This is a genomic window from Pantoea sp. 22096, assembly GCF_052045955.1.
GTDB lineage: Bacteria > Pseudomonadota > Gammaproteobacteria > Enterobacterales > Enterobacteriaceae > Pantoea > Pantoea alfalfae.
In genome coordinates this window covers 19,272-39,520 of record NZ_JBQEPW010000003.1, presented here as the reverse complement: position 1 = coordinate 39,520, position 20,249 = coordinate 19,272, and the positions used below count along the sequence as shown (strand labels likewise).

General features: G+C 54.8%; 16 protein-coding genes and 4 tRNA genes. 19 read left to right on the top strand and 1 reads right to left on the bottom strand.

Annotated features, from left to right (window positions below):
- Window positions 1–288 precede the first annotated feature (288 nt).
- The 7 genes from ACTJKZ_RS12880 to ACTJKZ_RS12850 all read left to right on the top strand — a co-directional run bounded on the left by ACTJKZ_RS12880 (window position 289) and on the right by ACTJKZ_RS12850 (window position 10,132).
- Window positions 289–1,680 (top strand): NarK family nitrate/nitrite MFS transporter, encoded by a 1,392-nt coding sequence (locus ACTJKZ_RS12880; protein ID WP_260059931.1) that lies wholly within the window; start codon window positions 289–291, stop codon window positions 1,678–1,680.
- A gap of 101 nt (window positions 1,681–1,781) precedes the next feature.
- Window positions 1,782–5,543, top strand: a complete 3,762-nt coding sequence (locus ACTJKZ_RS12875) for a nitrate reductase subunit alpha (protein WP_440829694.1) — start codon at window positions 1,782–1,784, stop codon at window positions 5,541–5,543.
- Window positions 5,540–7,084 carry a nitrate reductase subunit beta gene (gene narH, locus ACTJKZ_RS12870; protein WP_161732766.1) on the top strand — a complete coding sequence of 515 codons (1,545 nt, stop codon included), beginning with the start codon at window positions 5,540–5,542 and terminating at the stop codon, window positions 7,082–7,084. Before ACTJKZ_RS12875 ends, narH begins: the two co-directional genes overlap by 4 nt.
- A complete protein-coding gene (narJ, locus tag ACTJKZ_RS12865; RefSeq protein WP_161732764.1) occupies window positions 7,081–7,809 on the top strand; it encodes a nitrate reductase molybdenum cofactor assembly chaperone in 729 nt (242 codons plus the stop codon). Before narH ends, narJ begins: the two co-directional genes overlap by 4 nt.
- Window positions 7,806–8,483 (top strand): respiratory nitrate reductase subunit gamma, encoded by a 678-nt coding sequence (narI, locus tag ACTJKZ_RS12860; protein WP_098052529.1) that lies wholly within the window; start codon window positions 7,806–7,808, stop codon window positions 8,481–8,483. The genes narJ and narI overlap by 4 nt, the downstream gene beginning before the upstream one ends.
- 150 nt (window positions 8,484–8,633) lie before the next feature.
- Window positions 8,634–9,716, top strand: coding sequence for a lytic murein transglycosylase B (gene mltB, locus ACTJKZ_RS12855; protein ID WP_161732760.1), 1,083 nt, complete (start codon window positions 8,634–8,636; stop codon window positions 9,714–9,716).
- A gap of 80 nt (window positions 9,717–9,796) precedes the next feature.
- The gene (locus ACTJKZ_RS12850) at window positions 9,797–10,132 is read left to right on the top strand and encodes a zinc ribbon domain-containing protein YjdM (RefSeq protein ID WP_222925060.1); all 336 of its coding nucleotides are present in this window, start codon (window positions 9,797–9,799) and stop codon (window positions 10,130–10,132) included.
- Window positions 10,133–10,165: 33 nt separating this feature from the next.
- Here ACTJKZ_RS12850 and ACTJKZ_RS12845 read toward each other — a convergent pair whose 3' ends face one another.
- Window positions 10,166–11,053, bottom strand: a complete 888-nt coding sequence (locus ACTJKZ_RS12845; protein WP_161732756.1) for a dihydrodipicolinate synthase family protein — start codon at window positions 11,051–11,053, stop codon at window positions 10,166–10,168.
- Between the two features lie 165 nt (window positions 11,054–11,218).
- On the opposite strand from ACTJKZ_RS12845, the gene tam reads away from it, so the two are divergent.
- The 12 genes from tam (at window position 11,219) to ACTJKZ_RS12785 (ending at window position 20,229) form a co-directional block, all read left to right on the top strand.
- On the top strand, window positions 11,219–12,031 hold the full coding sequence (gene tam, locus ACTJKZ_RS12840; protein WP_440829764.1) for a trans-aconitate 2-methyltransferase: 813 nt from the start codon (window positions 11,219–11,221) through the stop codon (window positions 12,029–12,031).
- A 68-nt stretch (window positions 12,032–12,099) separates the two neighbouring features.
- Window positions 12,100–12,594 carry a nicotinamide-nucleotide amidase gene (gene pncC, locus ACTJKZ_RS12835; RefSeq protein WP_161732754.1) on the top strand — a complete coding sequence of 165 codons (495 nt, stop codon included), beginning with the start codon at window positions 12,100–12,102 and terminating at the stop codon, window positions 12,592–12,594.
- A 95-nt stretch (window positions 12,595–12,689) separates the two neighbouring features.
- Entirely contained in the window at window positions 12,690–13,760 is a 1,071-nt protein-coding gene (gene recA, locus ACTJKZ_RS12830; RefSeq protein WP_161732752.1) for a recombinase RecA, read from the top strand.
- A gap of 120 nt (window positions 13,761–13,880) precedes the next feature.
- A complete protein-coding gene (locus ACTJKZ_RS12825) occupies window positions 13,881–14,399 on the top strand; it encodes a regulatory protein RecX (protein ID WP_150014588.1) in 519 nt (172 codons plus the stop codon).
- Window positions 14,400–14,532: 133 nt separating this feature from the next.
- The gene (gene alaS / locus ACTJKZ_RS12820) at window positions 14,533–17,160 is read left to right on the top strand and encodes an alanine--tRNA ligase (RefSeq protein WP_440829693.1); all 2,628 of its coding nucleotides are present in this window, start codon (window positions 14,533–14,535) and stop codon (window positions 17,158–17,160) included.
- Between the two features lie 250 nt (window positions 17,161–17,410).
- The gene (csrA, locus tag ACTJKZ_RS12815; RefSeq protein WP_008927091.1) at window positions 17,411–17,596 is read left to right on the top strand and encodes a carbon storage regulator CsrA; all 186 of its coding nucleotides are present in this window, start codon (window positions 17,411–17,413) and stop codon (window positions 17,594–17,596) included.
- 282 nt (window positions 17,597–17,878) lie between these two features.
- Window positions 17,879–17,971 (top strand) — tRNA-Ser (locus ACTJKZ_RS12810).
- An 8-nt stretch (window positions 17,972–17,979) separates the two neighbouring features.
- Window positions 17,980–18,056, top strand: a tRNA-Arg gene (locus ACTJKZ_RS12805).
- 209 nt (window positions 18,057–18,265) lie between these two features.
- Window positions 18,266–18,342: transfer RNA gene (locus ACTJKZ_RS12800), tRNA-Arg, on the top strand.
- A gap of 209 nt (window positions 18,343–18,551) precedes the next feature.
- A tRNA-Arg gene (locus tag ACTJKZ_RS12795) sits at window positions 18,552–18,628 on the top strand.
- A gap of 609 nt (window positions 18,629–19,237) precedes the next feature.
- A complete protein-coding gene (gene yqaB, locus ACTJKZ_RS12790) occupies window positions 19,238–19,804 on the top strand; it encodes a fructose-1-phosphate/6-phosphogluconate phosphatase (protein ID WP_440829692.1) in 567 nt (188 codons plus the stop codon).
- A complete protein-coding gene (locus ACTJKZ_RS12785) occupies window positions 19,801–20,229 on the top strand; it encodes a YqaA family protein (RefSeq protein WP_010248498.1) in 429 nt (142 codons plus the stop codon). The genes yqaB and ACTJKZ_RS12785 overlap by 4 nt, the downstream gene beginning before the upstream one ends.
- Window positions 20,230–20,249 lie beyond the last annotated feature (20 nt).

Here is a 20,249-nt window from a genome sequence, read left to right as displayed (position 1 = left end):
GCCCTGTACGGGCGAAGGTGCCTATCTTACCGGTGAAGCGGGGTCGCTATATACCCCCAAAGGACTACTCCTTTATTTCCATTCAGATGCCCTTTTGCTGAAGATGTTCGCAGCTGCAATTAAACCGCATGATTTATAAGGGTTATCTGCATTCAGTTAACTACTTAACCGGGATGAGCTGAGATTGCCACGCCTTTGTAACCTGCATTGCCGTTGATTTGTATCAAGCAAGCCACCAGGCCGGATGCGCAGGATATGCACAATTATTATTCTGCTGATGAGAGATTTATGACCCAATCTGCCCCATTGCAAACCCCGACGCGCGGCGCGTTAATCCAGGACTGGCAACCTGAAAATGAGGCGTTCTGGCAGACGCGCGGCAAGCGTATCGCCAGCCGTAACCTGTGGATTTCTGTTTTTTGCCTGCTGCTGGGCTTCTGCGTCTGGATGCTGTTCAGCACCGTCGCGGTGAATCTGAATAAAGTCGGCTTTAACTTCACTACGGAGCAGCTCTTTTTGCTGACCGCGCTGCCGTCTGTGTCCGGCGCGCTGCTGCGTGTGCCTTACTCTTTTGTTATTCCCATCTTTGGTGGTCGCCGCTGGACTGCTTTCAGCACCGGCATCCTGATTATCCCCTGCCTGTGGCTCGGCTTTGCGGTACAGGACAGCCAGACCTCATTCGCCACATTTATGGTGATCTCCCTGCTGTGCGGATTTGGTGGCGCTAACTTTGCTTCGAGCATGGGCAACATCAGCTTCTTCTTCCCTAAAGCCCATCAGGGGGGCGCGCTGGGTATCAACGGCGGCCTTGGTAATCTTGGCGTCAGCGTGATGCAGTTTGTCGCACCGCTGGCAATCTCCTGTGCCATTTTTGGCTTTGCCGATGTGGGTCAAACCACCGTCACCGGCGACAGCATCTGGCTGGAAAATGCGTCCTGGATCTGGGTGCCTTTCCTGGCGATCGGCACGCTCGCAGCCTGGTTCGGCATGAACGATCTCGCGGCGGCGAAATCCTCGCTGCGTGAGCAGTTGCCGGTGCTGAAACGTCCACATTTGTGGATTATGGCACTGCTCTATCTGGCGACCTTCGGTTCCTTTATCGGATTTTCTGCTGGTTTCGCCATGCTGACGAAAACGCAGTTTCCAGATGTTGTGATCATGCATTACGCCTTTTTCGGCCCGTTAATTGGTGCGCTGGCCCGTTCAGCAGGCGGCATCGTTTCTGACCGCCTCGGCGGTACCCGCGTCACGCTGGTTAACTACATCCTGATGGCGCTGTTTGCCGCACTGTTGTTCCTCACACTGCCGGGAGATGGACATGATGGCTCGTTCATTGCCTTCTTCGCCGTGTTTATGGGCCTGTTTCTGACCGCCGGTCTGGGCAGTGGCTCCACCTACCAGATGATTGCGGTGATCTTCCGCAAGCTGACGCTGGAACGTATCAAAGCTGAAGGTGGTGACGATGCGCATGCGCAGCGTGAAGCGGCAACTGAAACCTCGGCTGCGCTGGGCTTTATCTCCGCCATTGGTGCACTGGGCGGCTTCTTTATTCCACAGACCTTTGGCCTGTCGCTTGCCATGACAGGTTCACCTGCTGGCGCGATGAAAATCTTCCTGGTCTTCTATCTCTGCTGCATCGCCGTGACCTGGCTGGTTTACGGACGAAAAGCCCGCGCCTGATAACGACAAAGCCGGTGTGGCGCACCGGCACCATTTTACTTTCTGTATCGCGACAGATGCAGAGTCAGCAATGTCATACCAGGCCTTCAGGAGTATTCCGGATGAGCAAGTTTCTTGATCGATTTCGTTATTTCAAACAGCTGGCTGAGCCCTTTTCCGGCCAGCATGGGCAGACTTTAAACAGTAACCGCGACTGGGAAGATGGTTATCGCAGCCGCTGGCAGCACGATAAAGTCGTACGCTCTACCCACGGTGTTAACTGTACCGGCTCCTGCAGCTGGAAAATCTACGTCAAAAATGGATTGGTCACCTGGGAGACCCAGCAGACCGACTATCCGCGTACGCGTCCCGATCTGCCTAACCATGAGCCGCGTGGTTGCCCACGTGGAGCCAGCTACTCCTGGTATCTCTACAGCGCTAACCGCCTGAAATATCCGCTGATGCGTAAGAAGCTGATTCAGCTGTGGCGCGACGCGAAAGCGCAGCACAGCGATCCGGTGGAGGCATGGGCATCCATTATCAGCAATCCAGAGAAAGCGAAAAGCTACAAGCAGGCGCGCGGACGCGGCGGCTTTGTGCGTTCCAGCTGGCAGGAAGTGAACGAGATGATCGCTGCTGCGAACATCTGCACCGCGAAGACCTACGGCCCTGACCGAATTATGGGATTCTCGCCGATTCCGGCGATGTCGATGGTCTCTTACGCTGCCGGCGCTCGTTATCTGTCACTGATCGGCGGAACCTGCCTGAGCTTCTATGACTGGTATTGCGATCTGCCGCCTGCGTCACCGATGACCTGGGGCGAGCAGACCGACGTGCCGGAATCGGCCGACTGGTACAACTCCTCTTACATTATTGCCTGGGGCTCCAACGTGCCGCAGACCCGTACCCCGGATGCGCACTTCTTTACGGAAGTCCGCTATAAAGGGACAAAAACCGTGGCAATCACCCCGGACTATGCAGAAGTCGCGAAGCTGTGCGACCAGTGGCTGAGTCCGAAGCAGGGCACCGACAGCGCGATGGCGCTGGCGATGGGCCATGTGATGCTGAAAGAGTTTCATCTTGATCGCGAAGTCGGTTATTTCCGCGACTATGTGCGCCGCTACACCGATATGCCGATGCTGGTCATGCTGGAGCCACGTGAGGGCGGCTACTACGCCGCAGGCCGTCAGCTACGCGCCAGCGATCTGGTGGATGGTCTGGGTCAGGAGAATAACCCGGAGTGGAAAACCGTGGCGCTGGATCAGGCGACCGGTGAATTGATTGCGCCGCAGGGCTCTATCGGCTTCCGCTGGGGCGAAAAAGGGAAATGGAACCTGGAGCAGCGCGACGGCCTGTCACAAAAAGAAGTGGAGCTGCAACTCAGCCTGCTCGGCAGCCACGATGAGGTCGTTGAAGTCGGTTTCCCTTACTTTGGCGGCATCACCAGCGAGCATTTTAACAGCGTCGCGCTGGATGAGATTCTGCTGCACAAGCTGCCGGTGAAACGCCTGAAACTGGCGGATGGCAGTGAAGCGCTGGTCACCAGCGTCTACGATCTGACGCTGGCGAACTACGGTCTGGATCGCGGCCTTGATGATACTAACTGCGCGCAAAGCTACGACGAAATTAAAGCCTACAGTCCGGCCTGGGCAGAGCAGATTACGGGTGTTTCCCGGCAGAACATCATCCGCATTGCCCGTGAGTTTGCCGAAAACGCCGAGAAAACCCGTGGCCGTTCAATGATTATCGTCGGTGCCGGTATGAACCACTGGTACCACATGGACATGAACTACCGCGGCCTGATGAACATGCTGATTTTCTGCGGCTGCGTCGGTCAGAGCGGCGGGGGCTGGGCGCACTATGTCGGTCAGGAGAAACTCCGTCCGCAGACTGGCTGGGCCCCGCTGGCCTTTGGCCTCGACTGGCAGCGTCCGCCGCGTCAGATGAACAGCACCTCTTTCTTCTACAACCACTCCAGTCAGTGGCGCTATGAAACCCTGGCTACCAGCGAACTGCTGTCACCGCTGGCGGATAAAAGCCGCTACAGCGGCAGCCTGATCGACCTCAACGTGCGTGCCGAACGCATGGGCTGGCTGCCTTCCGCACCGCAGCTTAACGTCAACCCGCTGCACATCGCGGCGCAGGCGAAAGCCGCCGGTCAGTCCCCGCTGGATTACACCGTGGAAAGCCTGAAGCAGGGCACCATGCGGTTTGCCGCTGAGCAGCCGGACGACCCGCAGAACTTCCCGCGTAACCTGTTTGTCTGGCGCTCTAACCTGCTCGGCTCCTCAGGTAAAGGGCATGAGTACATGCTCAAGTACCTGCTGGGCACCGAAAACGGCATTCAGGGTAAAGATTTAGGTCAGCAGGGCCGCGTGAAGCCGGAAGAAGTGGAATGGCTGGATCAGGGTGCCGAAGGCAAGCTGGATCTGGTGGTCACACTCGACTTCCGTATGTCGAGCACCTGTCTCTACTCCGATGTCGTACTGCCAACCGCCACCTGGTATGAAAAAGACGATATGAATACCTCGGATATGCATCCGTTTATTCATCCGCTGTCGGCGGCCGTCGACCCGGCCTGGGATTCAAAAAGCGACTGGGAGATTTATAAAGGCATCGCGAAAGCCTTCTCCGATCTCTGCCCTGGCCATTTAGGTGTTGAAACGGATGTGGTGACGCTGCCGGTGTTGCATGACTCACCGGCCGAACTGGCGCAGCCGTTCGAGACTAAAGACTGGAAAAAAGGCGAGTGCGACCTGATTCCGGGCAAAACCGCGCCACACATTATGGTGGTAGAGCGCGACTATCCGGCGATCTGGGAACGCTTTACCTCGCTGGGACCGTTGCTGGATACCCTGGGTAACGGCGGCAAAGGCATCAGCTGGAACACCAGCAAAGAGGTCGATTTCCTCAAGCTGCTTAACTATGTCAAAGCCGATGGTCCGGCAGCGGGGCGGCCAAATATTGACACGGCGATCGATGCAGCAGAAGTGATCCTGGCACTGGCACCAGAAACCAATGGTCAGGTGGCGGTGAAAGCCTGGCAGGCGCTGGGGGCGATTACCGGTCGTGACCACACGCATCTGGCACTGAACAAAGAAGATGAGAAGATCCGCTTCCGCGATATCCAGGCACAGCCGCGCAAAATTATCTCCAGTCCGACCTGGTCAGGTCTGGAAGATGAACATGTCTCCTACAACGCCTGCTACACCAACGTTCATGAGCTGATCCCGTGGCGTACCCTGAGCGGTCGGCAGCAGCTCTATCAGGACCATGAGTGGATGCGCGCCTTCGGTGAGAGCCTGATGGTTTATCGTCCGCCAATTGATACCCGTGCGGCGAAGCCGTTGCTGAACAGCAAACCCAACGGTAACCCGGAGAAGGCGCTGAACTTCCTGACGCCACATCAGAAATGGGGCATTCACTCCACCTACAGCGACAACCTGCTGATGCTGACGCTATCACGCGGCGGCCCGATTGTCTGGATGAGTGAAGATGACGCCCGCGAGCTGGGCATTGTGGATAACGACTGGATCGAGGCGTTCAACGCCAACGGTGCACTGACCGCGCGTGCGGTGGTGAGCCAGCGTATCCCGGCCGGTATGACCATGATGTATCACGCTCAGGAACGCATCGTGAATATCCCCGGTTCGGAGATCACCAGCCAGCGCGGCGGCATCCATAACTCCGTGACGCGAACCTGCCCGAAACCGACCCATATGATCGGCGGTTATGCCCAGCTCTCCTGGGGCTTTAACTACTACGGCACCGTCGGCTCTAACCGCGATGAGTTCGTGGTGGTCAGAAAAATGAACAACATTAACTGGTTAGATGGGGAAGGCAACGATGCCTGCCAGGGCAGCCAGCAGGAGGTAAAACCATGAAAATTCGTTCACAGGTCGGCATGGTGCTGAATCTCGACAAATGTATCGGCTGCCACACCTGTTCGGTGACCTGTAAAAACGTCTGGACCAGTCGCGAGGGCATGGAATACGCCTGGTTCAATAACGTCGAAAGCAAACCTGGCGTCGGCTATCCGCACGCCTGGGAAAATCAGCAGAAATGGAAGGGTGGCTGGATCCGTAAGATCAACGGCAAGCTGGAGCCGCGCATGGGCAGTCGCGTCGGCCTGCTGTCGAAGATCTTCGCTAACCCGGATGTGCCTGCACTGGATGATTACTACGAGCCGTTCGATTTCGATTATCAGCATCTGCACAACGCGCCTGCCGGTAAACATCAGCCGATCGCACGTCCGCGCTCACTGATCACCGGTGAGCGGATGAAAAAGATCGAAAACGGCCCGAACTGGGAAGAGATCCTTGGCGGCGAATTTGCCAAGCGCTCGCAGGATAAGAACTTCGATAATATCCAGAAGGAGATCTACGGCCAGTTTGAGCATACCTTCATGATGTATCTGCCGCGCCTGTGTGAGCACTGCCTCAACCCGGCGTGCGTGGCGACCTGCCCCAGTGGCGCGATCTACAAGCGCGGCGAAGATGGCATTGTGCTGATCGACCAGGATAAATGTCGCGGCTGGCGGATGTGCCTGACCGGCTGTCCGTACAAGAAGATCTACTTCAACTGGAAAAGCGGCAAATCGGAAAAATGCATTTTCTGTTATCCACGTATTGAAGCGGGCCAGCCCACCGTCTGCTCGGAAACCTGTGTCGGCCGCATCCGCTATCTCGGCGTGCTGCTCTATGACGCTGACCGCATTGAACAGGCGGCCGCAGCGGAAAACGAGAAAGATCTCTATCAGAGCCAGCTGGATATCTTCCTTGATCCCCACGATACGGCCGTGATCGCCCAGGCACTGAAAGATGGCGTTGCGCAGAGCGTGATCGACGCCGCGCAACGCTCTCCGGTCTACAAAATGGCGATGGAATGGAAGCTGGCGCTGCCGCTTCATCCTGAATACCGCACGCTGCCGATGGTCTGGTATGTGCCGCCATTATCACCGATTCAGTCGGCGGTGGATGGCGGGGCGCTGGCGCATACCGGCGTGCTGCCGGATGTGGAAAGCCTGCGCATTCCGGTTGAGTACCTGGCGAACCTGCTGACCGCAGGCGACACCGCACCGGTGCTGCTGGCACTGAAACGCATGCTGGCGATGCGCCATTACAAGCGCGCAGAAAGCGTGGACGGTGAGCATGATGTCCGGGCGCTGGAGCAGGTCGGTCTGACCGAAGCGCAGGCGCAGGAGATGTACCGTTATCTGGCGATCGCTAACTATGAAGATCGCTTTGTGGTGCCTTCCAGCCATCGTGAACTGGCGCGTGAAGCCTTCCCGGAAAGCAAAGGCTGTGGCTTCAGCTTTGGCGATGGCTGCCACGGCAGCGACAGCAAATTTAACCTGTTCAACAGCCGCCGTATTGATGCCATTGACGTCAGCAGGAAAACCAGCCGTCCGGAGGATGCCTCATGATCACGCTGCGTGTTGTGTCGCGTCTGCTGGACTACCCGGATGAGGCGCTGTTTACCCACTATCCCGACCTGATCGCGGCGCTGGAAGAGGCCAGCGAACTCAACCTGCAACAGAGCGCACGGCTGGTGCGCTTCATCAATCAGCTCTGCACCCGGCCCATGCTGGATGTGCAGGCTGACTACTGCGAACTGTTTGATCGCGGCCGCGCCACCTCGCTGCTGCTGTTTGAACATGTGCACGGTGAGTCCCGCGATCGCGGTCAGGCGATGGTTGATCTGCTGGAACAGTACCGGGCTGACGGTCTGGAACTGGACAGCAAAGAGTTGCCCGATTATCTGCCGCTCTACCTGGAATATCTCGCCTGTAAAAGCGATGAGGCCGCGCGTCAGGGGCTGGAGGACATCGTGCCAATCCTGGCCTTGCTGGCCGCGCGTCTGGAAGAGCGACAGAGTCCTTATGCTGACCTGTTCACCGTGTTACTGACGCTCTCCGGCAGCGCAGTCGATCCTGCGGCCCTCAAGCCCCAGGTGGCGCAGGAAGCGCGTGATGATACCCCGGCAGCACTCGATGCGGTCTGGGAAGAGGAGCAGATTAAATTTCTCGGCGAACAGGGCTGTGCCTCAGCGCAGCAGGCGAGGCATCAGCGTCGCTTCGCCGATGCGGTCGCGCCGCAGTATCTGGATATCGCCGCGGCGACGGCGCGCACCACAGGAGAATCAGCATGAATTTTATTAACACTTTCTTCTTCGATATTTACCCTTACCTGGCCGGGACGGTTTTTCTGGTTGGGAGCTGGCTGCGCTATGACTACGGGCAGTACAGCTGGCGGGCCGGTTCCAGTCAGATGCTGGACAAAAAAGGAATGCGGCTTGCCTCTAACCTTTTCCACATCGGCATCATCGGTATCTTCTTCGGTCATATCGTCGGGATGCTGACCCCGCACTGGATGTATGAATCCTTCCTGCCGATCGACGTGAAGCAGAAGCTGGCGATGATTGCCGGTGGCCTGTTCGGTGCGATGACGCTGGCGGGTGGGGCGCTGCTGCTGAAGCGCCGTCTGACCAATCCACGAGTGCGGGCGACCAGCAGCGTCGGCGACATTCTGATCCTGACGTTGCTGGTGGCTCAGGCCACGCTGGGTCTTCTGACCATTCCGTTCTCTGCTCAGCATATGGACGGCAGTGAGATGATGAAGCTGGTGGGCTGGGCACAGGCGGTGGTGACCTTCCACGGTGGCGCGTCGCAACATCTTGAGGGCGTCGCGTTTATCTATCGCGTGCACATGGTACTGGGCATGACGCTGTTCCTGCTGTTCCCGTTCTGTCGTCTGGTGCATATCTGGAGCGCACCAGTTGAATATCTGACCCGCCGTTATCAGCTGGTGAGAAACCGCCGCTAATCCCGAAAAGGCTGTGGGGGGAGATACCGCCCCGCAGCCATGTTAACCCACGGCTGCGTTGACGTTTTTTTAAGATTCCGGACTGTATGTCAACGCGCTGAACGACTACTATTACCGCATCTGAATTTACCCTTCGTTTATGGATAACCGATGCGTCTCAAGTTAGCCCTCCTTGCGTTCATCCCGCTTCTGGCCTCCTGCAGCAGCAAACCTGACGTTCCTTCCCAACAGAAGATGCTGGCTGCGCCACAGGGCGGTTTCTTACTGCAGCCGTCGCACAGCGGGCAGGCGATGTTCGGCGACTTTGCCGGTAATCCGGCCGCAGAGCAGTTTATCGATAAGATGGTTGAGAAGCATGACTTCGACCGTGAGCAGCTGCACAACATCATCGGTCAGGCTAAGCGACTTGATTACGTGCTCCGGCTGATGGATCGTCAGGCACCGAGCTATACGCCTGCACCGGGACCTAACGGTGCCTGGATCCGCTATCGCAACAAGTTCATTACGCCGGATAACGTGCAAAACGGCGTGGCGTTCTGGAACCAGTATCAGGATGCGCTGCAACGCGCGCAGCAGGTCTATGGCGTGCCGCCGGAAATCATTGTCGGCATCATTGGCGTGGAAACCCGCTGGGGTCGCGTAATGGGGAAAACGCGGATTCTGGATGCGCTTGCAACCTTATCGTTTAACTATCCGCGCCGTGCCGCGTACTTCAGCAGCGAGCTGGAAACCTTCCTGCTGATGTCGCGTAAAGAGCAGGATGATCCGCTGGCGCTGAAAGGCTCTTTCGCCGGGGCGATGGGCTATGGTCAGTTTATGCCTTCCTCTTACAATGATTACGCGGTTGATTTCAACGGCGACGGCCATGCAAACCTGTGGGATCCGGTGGATGCGATCGGCAGCGTGGCGCACTACTTCCAGAAACACGGCTGGCGCAGCGGTGAAAATGTGGCGGTCCCGGCAAGCGGTCAGGCACCGATGCTGGAAGATGGCTTCAAAACCCGTTACAGCGTGAGCATGCTGGCGGCGTCAGGCCTGTCACCTCAGGGTTCGCTGGACGGTAACAATCAGGTCAGTCTGCTGCGCCTCGACTTAGGCACCAGCTACCAGTACTGGTACGGCTTACCCAATTTCTATGTCATTACCCGCTACAACCACAGTACTCATTATGCGATGGCGGTATGGCAACTGGGTGAGGCGGTGAGCAAGGCACGGCAGGGCGGCCTGTTATAAAGGCTATCCTTGTTAACTGTAAGGTTATATGATGACGCCCTTTTTCAGGCCATACAGCCACTGATACCTCTGGAGTCGTTATGTCTTTACCTGCCTGCCCAGCTTGTCACGCCGATTACACCTGGCAAGATGGTGATAATCTCAACTGCCCCTCCTGCGGCCATATCTGGACCGAAGGAGAGGGGGACAGCAGCAACGGCTCGCTGGAAGTGCGTGATGCCAACGGCAATCTGCTGGCAGATGGCGACAGCGTCACGGTGATCAAAGATCTCAAGGTGAAGGGCAGTTCCTCATCGTTGAAGATCGGCACCAAAGTGAAAAGCATTCGCCTGGTTGAAGGGGACCACAACATCGACTGTAAAATCGACGGTTTTGGCCCGATGAAATTAAAATCTGAGTTTGTAAAAAAGAACTGAGATCCGGGGCGCAGGGATGCGCCCGCCTTTCTTTTAGCTGAACAGCCGATCGATTGCGGCGCACTGTTCCGCGTTCAGAGCACCACCGTAATTACGCGAATTACTGCTCATTGAGTCATAGCGACGCGCTACAGCCGTTTTAATCGTTGTCACAAAATCATCCCCAATACTGTAAATCGCCATCAGCCGACCAATCTGCTGCTGCAGACGCGTCAGCTCAGGAAGATTGCCTGTCCGCCACGCGTTCATCATTCCGGCGAAGTACTCCGGCACAATATTATTCAGGCCTGAAATCACCCCGGCCCCCCCCGCCAGCAGATTGGGAAGCAGGTATTCGTCATATCCTGACAGCACGGCAAAATCACTGCGTACCTTGCGGGTCTCCTCAATCATTGCCCGGTTATGCGACAGGCAATCCACCGTATCTTTGATACCGACAAAGTTGGGCAGCTTTGCCGCCAGAGCGGCAATCAGCGTTGGCGTCAGATCGCAGCCGGTGCGAGCCGGGAAGTTGTAGGCAAACCATTTGCCACCCAGCTGCGCATCAAGCGCTTCGAAGTAGTGCAACAGCTGCTGTTGCGTCTGTCCGTAGTAGTAGGGCGGCAGCACCATCACCGCGTCAAAGTCATTTTTCCAGGCGGCTTCGGCCAGTGTCAGCATGTCCGGGATACAGGTTGCCGAGATGTTCGCCACCATTTTTAGTGGTGACAAGGGTCTGGCTTCCTGAATCAGCTGTAAACGCTCCTGCTGCGTCAGTGAGGCAAACTCGCCAATGCTGCCCATCACCAGCAGGGTGTCAATACCGGAGTCATTGAGGCGGGAGAAGTGTCGCCCGAGCGCGTCGATATCAAGGCCGCCCTGCGCACTGAAAGGGGTGACGGTAGGGCACCAGACACCGGCAAAGGCCGATTTTTCACGCATAGCTGTCTCCTGAAGTAAATGTTAAAAATGAAACAGTGTTTTAACTTAATGGCTCCAGCCAGTCTCTGCCAGCGCGTGATGCAAAAATGAGCAACGAGTCGCACTTTTTCGCCTTTCATCCGTCTCAGTAAGCGAATACTTCTTACAACTGAGCGAGAGGTGATGATGAAAGAGTGGGATCCCGTGCTGTATCGCAAATTTGAAGCGGAACGAACCCGTCCAGCCCGCGAACTGCTGGCTCGGATCAGCCTGGAACAGGTTGAGCAGGTGACGGATCTGGGCTGCGGACCCGGCAACAGCACCGAGCTGCTCGCCGATGCCTGGCTGCTGGCGCAGATCACAGGACTAGACAGTTCAGCGACGATGCTAACTCAGGCCCGTGAACGTCTGCCGCACTGCCGTTTCGTCCAGGCAGATATCCGTACATGGCAGGCGGATACGCCGCAGCAAGTGATTTATGCGAACGCATCTCTGCAATGGCTGGATAATCACGCCACGCTGTTTCCTCATCTGGTCAGCCAGCTTGCACCCGATGGCGTGCTGGCGATACAGATGCCTGATAACCTCAATGAGCCGTCGCACCAACTGATGCGCGAGGTGGCGGCTGGAGATCGCTGGTCGTCACTCATTAATGCCAGTGTCGCTGAACGTACACAGCTGCTTTCTACGGGCGAGTACTACAATCTGCTGACCGAGGCTGGCTGTGAGGTAGATATCTGGCGGACCACCTATTATCACGTGATGGCCGATGCACAGGCGATTATCAGCTGGTTGCAGGCGACCGGCCTGAGGCCTTTCCTGGCTATGCTGAATGAATCTGAACAGTCGGCTTTTCTGTCTGATTATCATCAGCGCTTACTTACTGCTTATCCGGCTCAGGCCGATGGTCAGATTCTGCTCGCCTTTCCGCGACTTTTTATGGTTGCAGTGAAAAAAGGTGATGGCGCTGGAAAGCCTGCCGCAAAATCAGGGCAATAATGATAAGAGCCCTTGAAAAAGTGGTTTTTCTGCACCACCTTCAACCTACGACCAAAGGGAGAGTTGCAATGGACGATCAGCAATTGCAGGCGTTAAGCGCGCAGATAGGTGAGAAGCTGAAGCAGCGTAATGCTACCGTAACCTGTGCGGAATCCTGTACCGGCGGCTGGATTGCCAAAGTCTTTACCGATATCAGCGGCAGTTCCGCCTGGTTCGAACGCGGTTTTGTCACCTACAGTAATGAGGCTAAACAGCAACTGGTCAATGTGCAGACAGACTCGCTGGCGCAGTATGGCGCGGTGAGTGATGCGGTGGTACGTGAGATGGCGCTGGGTGCCCGTAAGGCGGCCCATGCTGACTACGCGATCTCCGTAAGCGGCATTGCCGGTCCGGATGGCGGCAGTGAAGAAAAACCGGTCGGCACAGTGTGGTTTGGCTTTGCCGGGCCGCAGGATAACGTATTGACTTTTCAACAGCATTTTAGCGGCGGTCGTGATGCCGTCCGCCGCCAGTCGGTGGCATGGGCCCTGCAGAAACTGTATGGCGAATTTCTGACAAATTAAACTTGATACTGTATGACTATACAGTATAATTGTCGGCAACAGAAAGAGTGCAGGCACCCTGAGTGCGTGTTTACCCGGCTTGATTAGGAGTTGAAATGGCGATTGATGAAAACAAACAGAAGGCTTTAGCTGCCGCGCTGGGCCAGATTGAGAAACAATTTGGTAAAGGCTCCATCATGCGCTTGGGTGAAGACCGCTCAATGGATGTGGAAACCATCTCTACCGGTTCGCTCTCGCTGGATATTGCATTAGGTGCAGGCGGTCTGCCAATGGGACGTATCGTTGAGATCTACGGACCAGAGTCTTCCGGTAAAACCACGCTGACCCTGCAGGTTATCGCATCTGCACAGCGTAAAGGCAAAACCTGTGCCTTTATCGATGCTGAGCATGCGCTTGATCCGGTTTACGCCAAAAAACTGGGCGTAGATATCGAAAACCTGCTCTGTTCTCAGCCCGACACCGGTGAGCAGGCGCTGGAAATCTGTGATGCGCTGGCGCGTTCTGGTGCTGTTGATGTCATCATCGTCGACTCCGTTGCGGCGCTGACGCCGAAAGCGGAAATTGAAGGTGAAATCGGTGACTCACATATGGGCCTCGCGGCACGTATGATGAGCCAGGCGATGCGTAAACTGGCCGGTAACCTGAAGCAGTCCAATACGCTGCTGATCTTCATCAACCAGATCCGTATGAAAATTGGTGTGATGTTTGGTAACCCGGAAACCACTACCGGTGGTAACGCGCTGAAGTTCTATGCGTCTGTCCGTCTTGATATCCGCCGTATCGGTGCCATCAAAGAGGGCGATAACGTGGTCGGTAGTGAGACCCGCGTTAAGGTAGTGAAAAACAAAATCGCCGCGCCATTTAAACAGGCTGAATTCCAGATCATGTACGGCGAAGGTATCAACACCTTTGGTGAGCTGGTCGACCTGGGCGTTAAGCACAAGCTTATTGAAAAAGCGGGTGCATGGTACAGTTACAATGGCGACAAGATTGGTCAGGGTAAATCGAATGCCGGCAACTTCCTGAAAGAGAATGCTGCTGTGGCAAACGAAATTGATCTGAAGTTGCGTGAGATGTTGCTCAACGGCGCAGATGAGAAACTCGCAGCAGCCGACAAAGCTGCTGAGAAAGAAGACGCGGCAAGTGAAGCAAACGAAGACTTCTGATTTATGATGCGGGAGGGGCAAAAGCCTCTCCCGCTGTTTTATCCCCCTCATACCTTTCCTGCCTTCCCTCTGTCCTGTTCTGTCGCCATAATCTCCCTCTGTTTGTAGAAGGTGCGCAGTATGACTGAATCCTCTCAGCCCCAACCCAATGTTGTCTCTTATTCTCGTCTGCTTGACCGTGCGATGCGCATTTTGGGTCAGCGCGACCACAGCCGTGCAGAGTTATCCCGTAAGCTACAACAGTCAGCTCAGCGTGCCGCATGGGCGCAGAAAAAAGAGCCTGAAATTATTACTGAAGCGCTGCTGGAGCAGGTACTGGACTGGTGTCAGGAAAGCGGCTGGTTAAACGACGAGCGTTTTACCGATCGGTTTATTCAGAGCCGAAGCCGTAAAGGTTTTGGGTCGCAGCGCGTACGGCTTGAACTGGCCCAGAAAGGCATCGATCGTGAAGCCATTGATATTGCGATGGAAGAGACTGAAGTCGACTGGGCGGCCTGCGCGGCTCAGTTGGCTGAAAGAAAATTCGGACATCCGCTGCCTACAGAGTGGAAAGAGAAAGCGAAAGTACTACGCTATCTGCAGTCAAAGGGCTTTCAGACCGACGATATCCAGTCCATTTTCAGAAATTTTGATGACTAAAAGCCGATGTAATTTTACTTCCCACCGAAGAAAATTTATCTTATTCCCACTTTTTGTTCCGCTAATCAGGCACCACGAGAATGTGGCCGCGCCGATCAGAGGGAACGTTCGTTAGCGTGATTCCAGGACATATATGAGCAAGAGCACTGCTGAGATCCGTCAAGCGTTTCTCGACTTTTTTCATAGCAAGGGACATGAGGTTGTAACCAGCAGCTCCCTCGTACCGAATAACGATCCAACGTTGTTGTTTACTAACGCCGGGATGAACCAGTTTAAAGATGTGTTCCTCGGTCAGGACAAACGTGATTATACACGTGCGACCACGTCACAGCGCTGCGTACGCGCAGGCGGCAAACACAACGATCTTGAAAACGTCGGCTACACCGCACGTCACCACACCTTCTTTGAAATGCTGGGTAACTTCAGCTTTGGTGACTACTTCAAGAAAGAGGCGATTGGTTTTGCCTGGGAACTGCTGACGAGCGAGCAGTGGTTCAGCCTGCCGAAAGAGCGTCTGTGGGTGACGGTCTATGAAACCGATGATGAAGCCTACAATATCTGGGCGGACGAAATCGGCGTGCCACGCGAGCGCATTATCCGCATCGGCGACAATAAGGGCAGCGCGTACGCGTCAGATAATTTCTGGCAGATGGGCGATACCGGTCCTTGTGGTCCGTGCAGTGAAATTTTCTACGATCATGGCGATCACATCTGGGGTGGCCCGCCAGGCAGCCCGGAAGAAGATGGTGACCGTTATATTGAGATCTGGAACATCGTCTTTATGCAGTTCAATCGTCAGGCTGATGGCACTATGCTGCCGCTGCCAAAACCGTCGGTTGATACCGGAATGGGCCTTGAGCGTATTTCTGCCGTTCTGCAACACGTTAACTCCAACTATGAAATCGACCTGTTCCAGAAACTGATTCAGGCTGTGGCACAGGTTACCGGCGCGACCGATCTGAGTAATAAATCGTTGCGCGTGATTGCCGACCATATCCGCTCCTGTGCTTTCCTGATTGCCGATGGCGTGATTCCGTCGAATGAGAACCGTGGCTACGTGCTGCGTCGTATCATTCGTCGTGCCGTACGTCATGGCAATATGCTGGGCGCCAAAGAGGCTTTCTTCTATAAGCTGGTTGCGCCACTGGTTGAGGTTATGGGGGCTGCGGGCGAAGAGTTACAGCGTCAGCAGGCTCAGGTTGAGCAGGTGCTGAAAAGCGAAGAGGATCAGTTTGCCAGAACGCTGGAGCGCGGACTGGCGCTACTGGACGAAGAGCTGGAAAAACTGCAGGGCGACACGCTGGATGGCGAAATCGTCTTCCGTCTTTACGATACCTTTGGCTTCCCGGCTGATTTAACGGCTGACGTCTGCCGCGAACGCAACCTGAAAATTGATGAAGCGGGCTTTGAGCAGGCGATGGAACAGCAGCGTCAGCGTGCACGTGAAGCAAGTGGCTTCGGCGCTGACTACAGCAACGTTATCCGCATTGATGCCGCCTCCTCCTTCAAAGGCTACGACCAGCTTCATCTGGCCGCCACGGTGAAAGCGCTCTACGTTGCGGGCGAGGCGGTTGATGAAGTGACCGCCGGTCAGGATGCTGTAGTCGTGCTGGATGAAACGCCATTCTATGGCGAATCCGGTGGTCAGGTAGGCGATACCGGTCTTCTGAAAGGGAAGAATGCTGAATTTAGCGTCCAGGATACACAAAAATATGGTCAGGCAATCGGTCATGTCGGTAAGCTGACTGCAGGGCAGTTGCGTATCGGAGATCGTCTTGAGGCCCAGGTTGATGCGGCACGCCGTGCACGCATCCGTCTTAACCACTCCGCGACCCACTTATTGCATGCCGCATTGCGTCAGGTTTTAGGTGAGCATGTGGCGCAGAAAGGCTCGCTGGTTAACGACAAATACCTGCGTTTCGATTTTTCGCATTTCGAAGCGATGAAACCTCAGGAGATTCGTCAGGTCGAAGATATCGTCAATGCGCAGATTCGTCGCAACCTGCCGGTTGAAACTGAAGTGATGGATCTGGATGCGGCAAAGTCTAAGGGTGCGATGGCACTGTTTGGCGAGAAATATGATCAGCGCGTACGCGTTCTGACCATGGGTGATTTCTCTGTTGAGCTGTGCGGGGGGACTCATGCTGCGCGCACGGGTGATATCGGCCTGTTCCGTATTCAGGCTGAGTCAGGAACGGCGGCAGGCATCCGTCGTATCGAAGCCATTACCGGTGAAGGGGCGCTGGCGCAGGTCAATGCGCAGAGCAGCCAGCTGCAGGATCTTGCGCAGCTGGTCAAAGCGAACAGCAGCAACCTGAACGAGAAAGTACGTGGTCTGGTTGATCATGTGCGGGCTCTGGAGAAAGAGTTGCAGCAACTGCGCGATCAGCAAGCCGCGCAGGAGAGCGCTTCACTGAGCAGCAATGCCATCGACGTTAAGGGAGTGAAACTGCTGGTCAGTGAGCTCAACAATGTTGAACCTAAAATGTTGCGTACCATGGTTGATGATCTTAAGAATCAGCTGGGGTCGGCGATTATTGTGCTGGCAACGGTTACTGAAGGTAAGGTGTCGCTGATTGCGGGTGTGACCAAAGATCTGACTGACCGTGTTAAAGCGGGTGAGTTGATTGCCGGTCTGGCTCAGCAGGTTGGCGGGAAGGGCGGTGGCCGTCCTGATATGGCACAAGCTGGTGGTAACGATGCGGGTGCTCTGAAAGGCGCATTAGCAGGGGTTGAGGACTGGGTCAGCAGCCGTCTGTAAGTGAATTAAAACAAGGCATCGTAAAAAGCGTCAGAACGGTTGTTCCGGCGCTTTTTAATACGATGCTAAAGCAGCAAATGACAAAGTCAGGTTGATGTAGTGTATTTCGGCTAAACTAACTATCAGCAGAATGTATTGGCGCATCGATGTGCATTGGTGTATTTCTCATACACATTGTGCAGCGTTAAATGATGGATAATGCCGGGAGCCTGTACAAGCCCGACTCTTTTAATCTTTCAAGGAGCAAAGAATGCTTATTCTAACTCGTCGAGTTGGTGAAACCCTCATGATCGGTGATGAGGTAACTGTAACGGTGCTGGGTGTTAAGGGTAACCAGGTTCGTATAGGGGTTAACGCGCCGAAAGAAGTGTCTGTGCATCGCGAAGAGATCTATCAACGCATCCAGGCTGAAAAAACGCAACAAACCAGCGTTTAACGGATTCAGCGTCTCGCACAAGTGCGAGGCGCTACCGCTTTGTTAAAAATCCTGCTTTTTCTTTTCTGCTTTCTCTTCCCGGTTTCGTTAACGACATCACCTTTCATTGTTGATAATTCACTCTTTTTGTCGCCATTTTGTCCCAATTGTGTGTGATTTGCGCAATCAAACAAAGTTTCGGAAAAATTGTTTGACTTAAAAGTCCGGGAAAGTAATATGTGCGCCACGCAGTGCCGATGAGCAGAAACAACGTTCAGACGCACAGTTCGAAAGAAAGCGTAAGGTGAGGTGGCCGAGAGGCTGAAGGCGCTCCCCTGCTAAGGGAGTATACGGTCAAAAGCTGTATCGAGGGTTCGAATCCCTCCCTCACCGCCATTTTCGATGCATCCATAGCTCAGCTGGATAGAGTACTCGGCTACGAACCGAGCGGTCGGAGGTTCGAATCCTCCTGGATGCACCATATTTTCGAATATGGAAAAGTGCCTCGGTGTGACATGACGCATTAGCGTTCAGGCCGCACTAAGGAGGATAACGTTGCTTTAGCAACGGCCCGCAGGGCGAAGCGCAAGCTGAGTAATCCTCCTGGATGCACCATCGAAACAAAGCGAATTAGCAATTCCTTTCATGGTGAGTAGTTAGCACCCTGCGTTGTACAAGAATTTGATTTATGCATCCATAGCTCAGCTGGATAGAGTACTCGGCTACGAACCGAGCGGTCGGAGGTTCGAATCCTCCTGGATGCACCATATTCTTCCCGAATATGGACAGTGCCTCAGTGTGTCATGACGTGATTATCGTTCAGGCCGCACTAAGGAGGATAACGTTGCATCAGCAACGGCCCATAGGGCGAAGCGCAAGCTAAGTAATCCTCCTGGATGCACCATTCTTTGTAACATCCTCAGGTTGGTTTCCGAAAGTCCATAAAAAAGTGTGACCCCCAAAGATAGACCCCAATGCATCCATAGCTCAGCTGGATAGAGTACTCGGCTACGAACCGAGCGGTCGGAGGTTCGAATCCTCCTGGATGCACCATCTTCTCGAATGTTGGCAGTTCCTCAGTGTGACATGACGCAATAAGCGTTCCGGCCGCACGAAGGGGGATAACGTTGCATCAGCAACGGCCCGCAGGGCGAAGCGCAAGCTGAGTCATCCTCCTGGATGCACCATCTTCTTCTTTAGTCTCAAAATCCAGTCTTAAAATCCCTCAAAGTATCATGGCGCGATGATCGCTAAGACCTCACTAAACACGCTAGCGTTACTTCCGTAACCGCCCGTACAGCAAACGCTGAGTGAGTATCCTGAAAAACCTCTGCAGTTTCCCTCTGGCTTCACACGCCCTCTTTTCCTGTTTAATCTGCCCCATTGATTCATCATCCTGACTTAAGCGATCCGAAACGCCTGTTTCCCGCATCAACGCCTTCTGTTTTGCTGCCCACGCCCGTCCGCCGCCGCCTGTCAGCCAAAAGAATGTTAAAAATTCGCTTAAAATTCGTACTGTTATCACTGGCCGCGCACGATCACCTTTATCTGAAAACAAAAATTGCTAATGCTTTCAAAGCATTTGCTGTTCATCCCCCCTGGCGACAACCTGTCCACATTAGGCTAAAGTAATGTCTCATTTGGTGGATGTCCGGAGTGACAATGTACGATCAATATGACGCCCTGATTTTCGATATGGACGGCACGATTCTTGATACTGAGCCGACACATCGAAAAGCGTGGCGTCAGGTACTGGCGCGTTATGGATTAACGCTGGATGAAGCTCGTATTATCGACTTCAATGGCGCACCAACCTGGCGGCTGTCGCAGTTCATCATTGAATCCAATCAGTCGTCACTCGACCCTCATCTTCTTGCCGCAGAAAAAACCGCTGCCGTGAAAGCGATGCTGCTGGAAAACGTGAAGCCACTGCCTTTAATGGAGGTGGTGAAAGCGTATCACGGGCGGCGTCCGATGGCGGTGGGTACCGGAAGCGAACACAGTATGGCAGAGGCGTTACTGACGCAGCTGGGCGTGCGTGAGCTCTTCTCTGCAGTCGTTGATGCTGACGACGTACAGCGTCATAAACCTGAGCCTGAAACCTTCTTACGCTGCGCTGAGCTGATGGGTGTGACGCCGGCACGCTGTGTGGTGTTTGAGGATGCGGACTTTGGTATTCAGGCAGCGAAGGCGGCAGGTATGGCTGTGGTGGATGTCCGCTTACTGTGAGTGACGTTCTTACCTATGCCTCAATGTTCGGCAGCAGCTTTTTAAGTGCAACGCTCCTGCCGGGAAGTTCTGAAGCACTGCTGATAGCATTATTGATAGCAAAAAAGACATCAGTTTACGGGTTGCTTTTGGCCGCATCACTGGGAAACACCTTGGGCGGCTTAACCAACATTCTTATTGGTCGCTTGCTGCCGTTAAAACGTCAGGGGCGATGGCATGACACAGCAATGACGTGGTTGCACCGACTGGGACCTGCAGCACTGTTATTCAGCTGGCTGCCAGTGATAGGTGATCTGCTCTGCGTTCTGGCAGGCTGGTTACGTTTCGCCTGGCTACCCGCGATGCTGTTTCTCGCTGTCGGCAAAACACTGCGTTATATCGTTATCGCGACTGCCACATTACAGGGTATGCAATGGTGGCATTGATTCGCATAGATTCGAGGCTA

Bases quoted from the DNA above. Each gene is read 5' to 3' on its own strand.
- ACTJKZ_RS12880 (WP_260059931.1), top strand. From the start codon at position 289: ATGACCCAATCTGCCCCATTGCAAACCCCGACGCGCGGCGCGTTAATC.
- ACTJKZ_RS12875 (WP_440829694.1), top strand. From the start codon at position 1,782: ATGAGCAAGTTTCTTGATCGATTTCGTTATTTCAAACAGCTGGCTGAG.
- narH (WP_161732766.1), top strand. From the start codon at position 5,540: ATGAAAATTCGTTCACAGGTCGGCATGGTGCTGAATCTCGACAAATGT.
- narJ (WP_161732764.1), top strand. From the start codon at position 7,081: ATGATCACGCTGCGTGTTGTGTCGCGTCTGCTGGACTACCCGGATGAG.
- narI (WP_098052529.1), top strand. From the start codon at position 7,806: ATGAATTTTATTAACACTTTCTTCTTCGATATTTACCCTTACCTGGCC.
- mltB (WP_161732760.1), top strand. From the start codon at position 8,634: ATGCGTCTCAAGTTAGCCCTCCTTGCGTTCATCCCGCTTCTGGCCTCC.
- ACTJKZ_RS12850 (WP_222925060.1), top strand. From the start codon at position 9,797: ATGTCTTTACCTGCCTGCCCAGCTTGTCACGCCGATTACACCTGGCAA.
- ACTJKZ_RS12845 (WP_161732756.1), bottom strand. From the start codon at position 11,053: ATGCGTGAAAAATCGGCCTTTGCCGGTGTCTGGTGCCCTACCGTCACC.
- tam (WP_440829764.1), top strand. From the start codon at position 11,219: ATGAAAGAGTGGGATCCCGTGCTGTATCGCAAATTTGAAGCGGAACGA.
- pncC (WP_161732754.1), top strand. From the start codon at position 12,100: ATGGACGATCAGCAATTGCAGGCGTTAAGCGCGCAGATAGGTGAGAAG.
- recA (WP_161732752.1), top strand. From the start codon at position 12,690: ATGGCGATTGATGAAAACAAACAGAAGGCTTTAGCTGCCGCGCTGGGC.
- ACTJKZ_RS12825 (WP_150014588.1), top strand. From the start codon at position 13,881: ATGACTGAATCCTCTCAGCCCCAACCCAATGTTGTCTCTTATTCTCGT.
- alaS (WP_440829693.1), top strand. From the start codon at position 14,533: ATGAGCAAGAGCACTGCTGAGATCCGTCAAGCGTTTCTCGACTTTTTT.
- csrA (WP_008927091.1), top strand. From the start codon at position 17,411: ATGCTTATTCTAACTCGTCGAGTTGGTGAAACCCTCATGATCGGTGAT.
- yqaB (WP_440829692.1), top strand. From the start codon at position 19,238: ATGTACGATCAATATGACGCCCTGATTTTCGATATGGACGGCACGATT.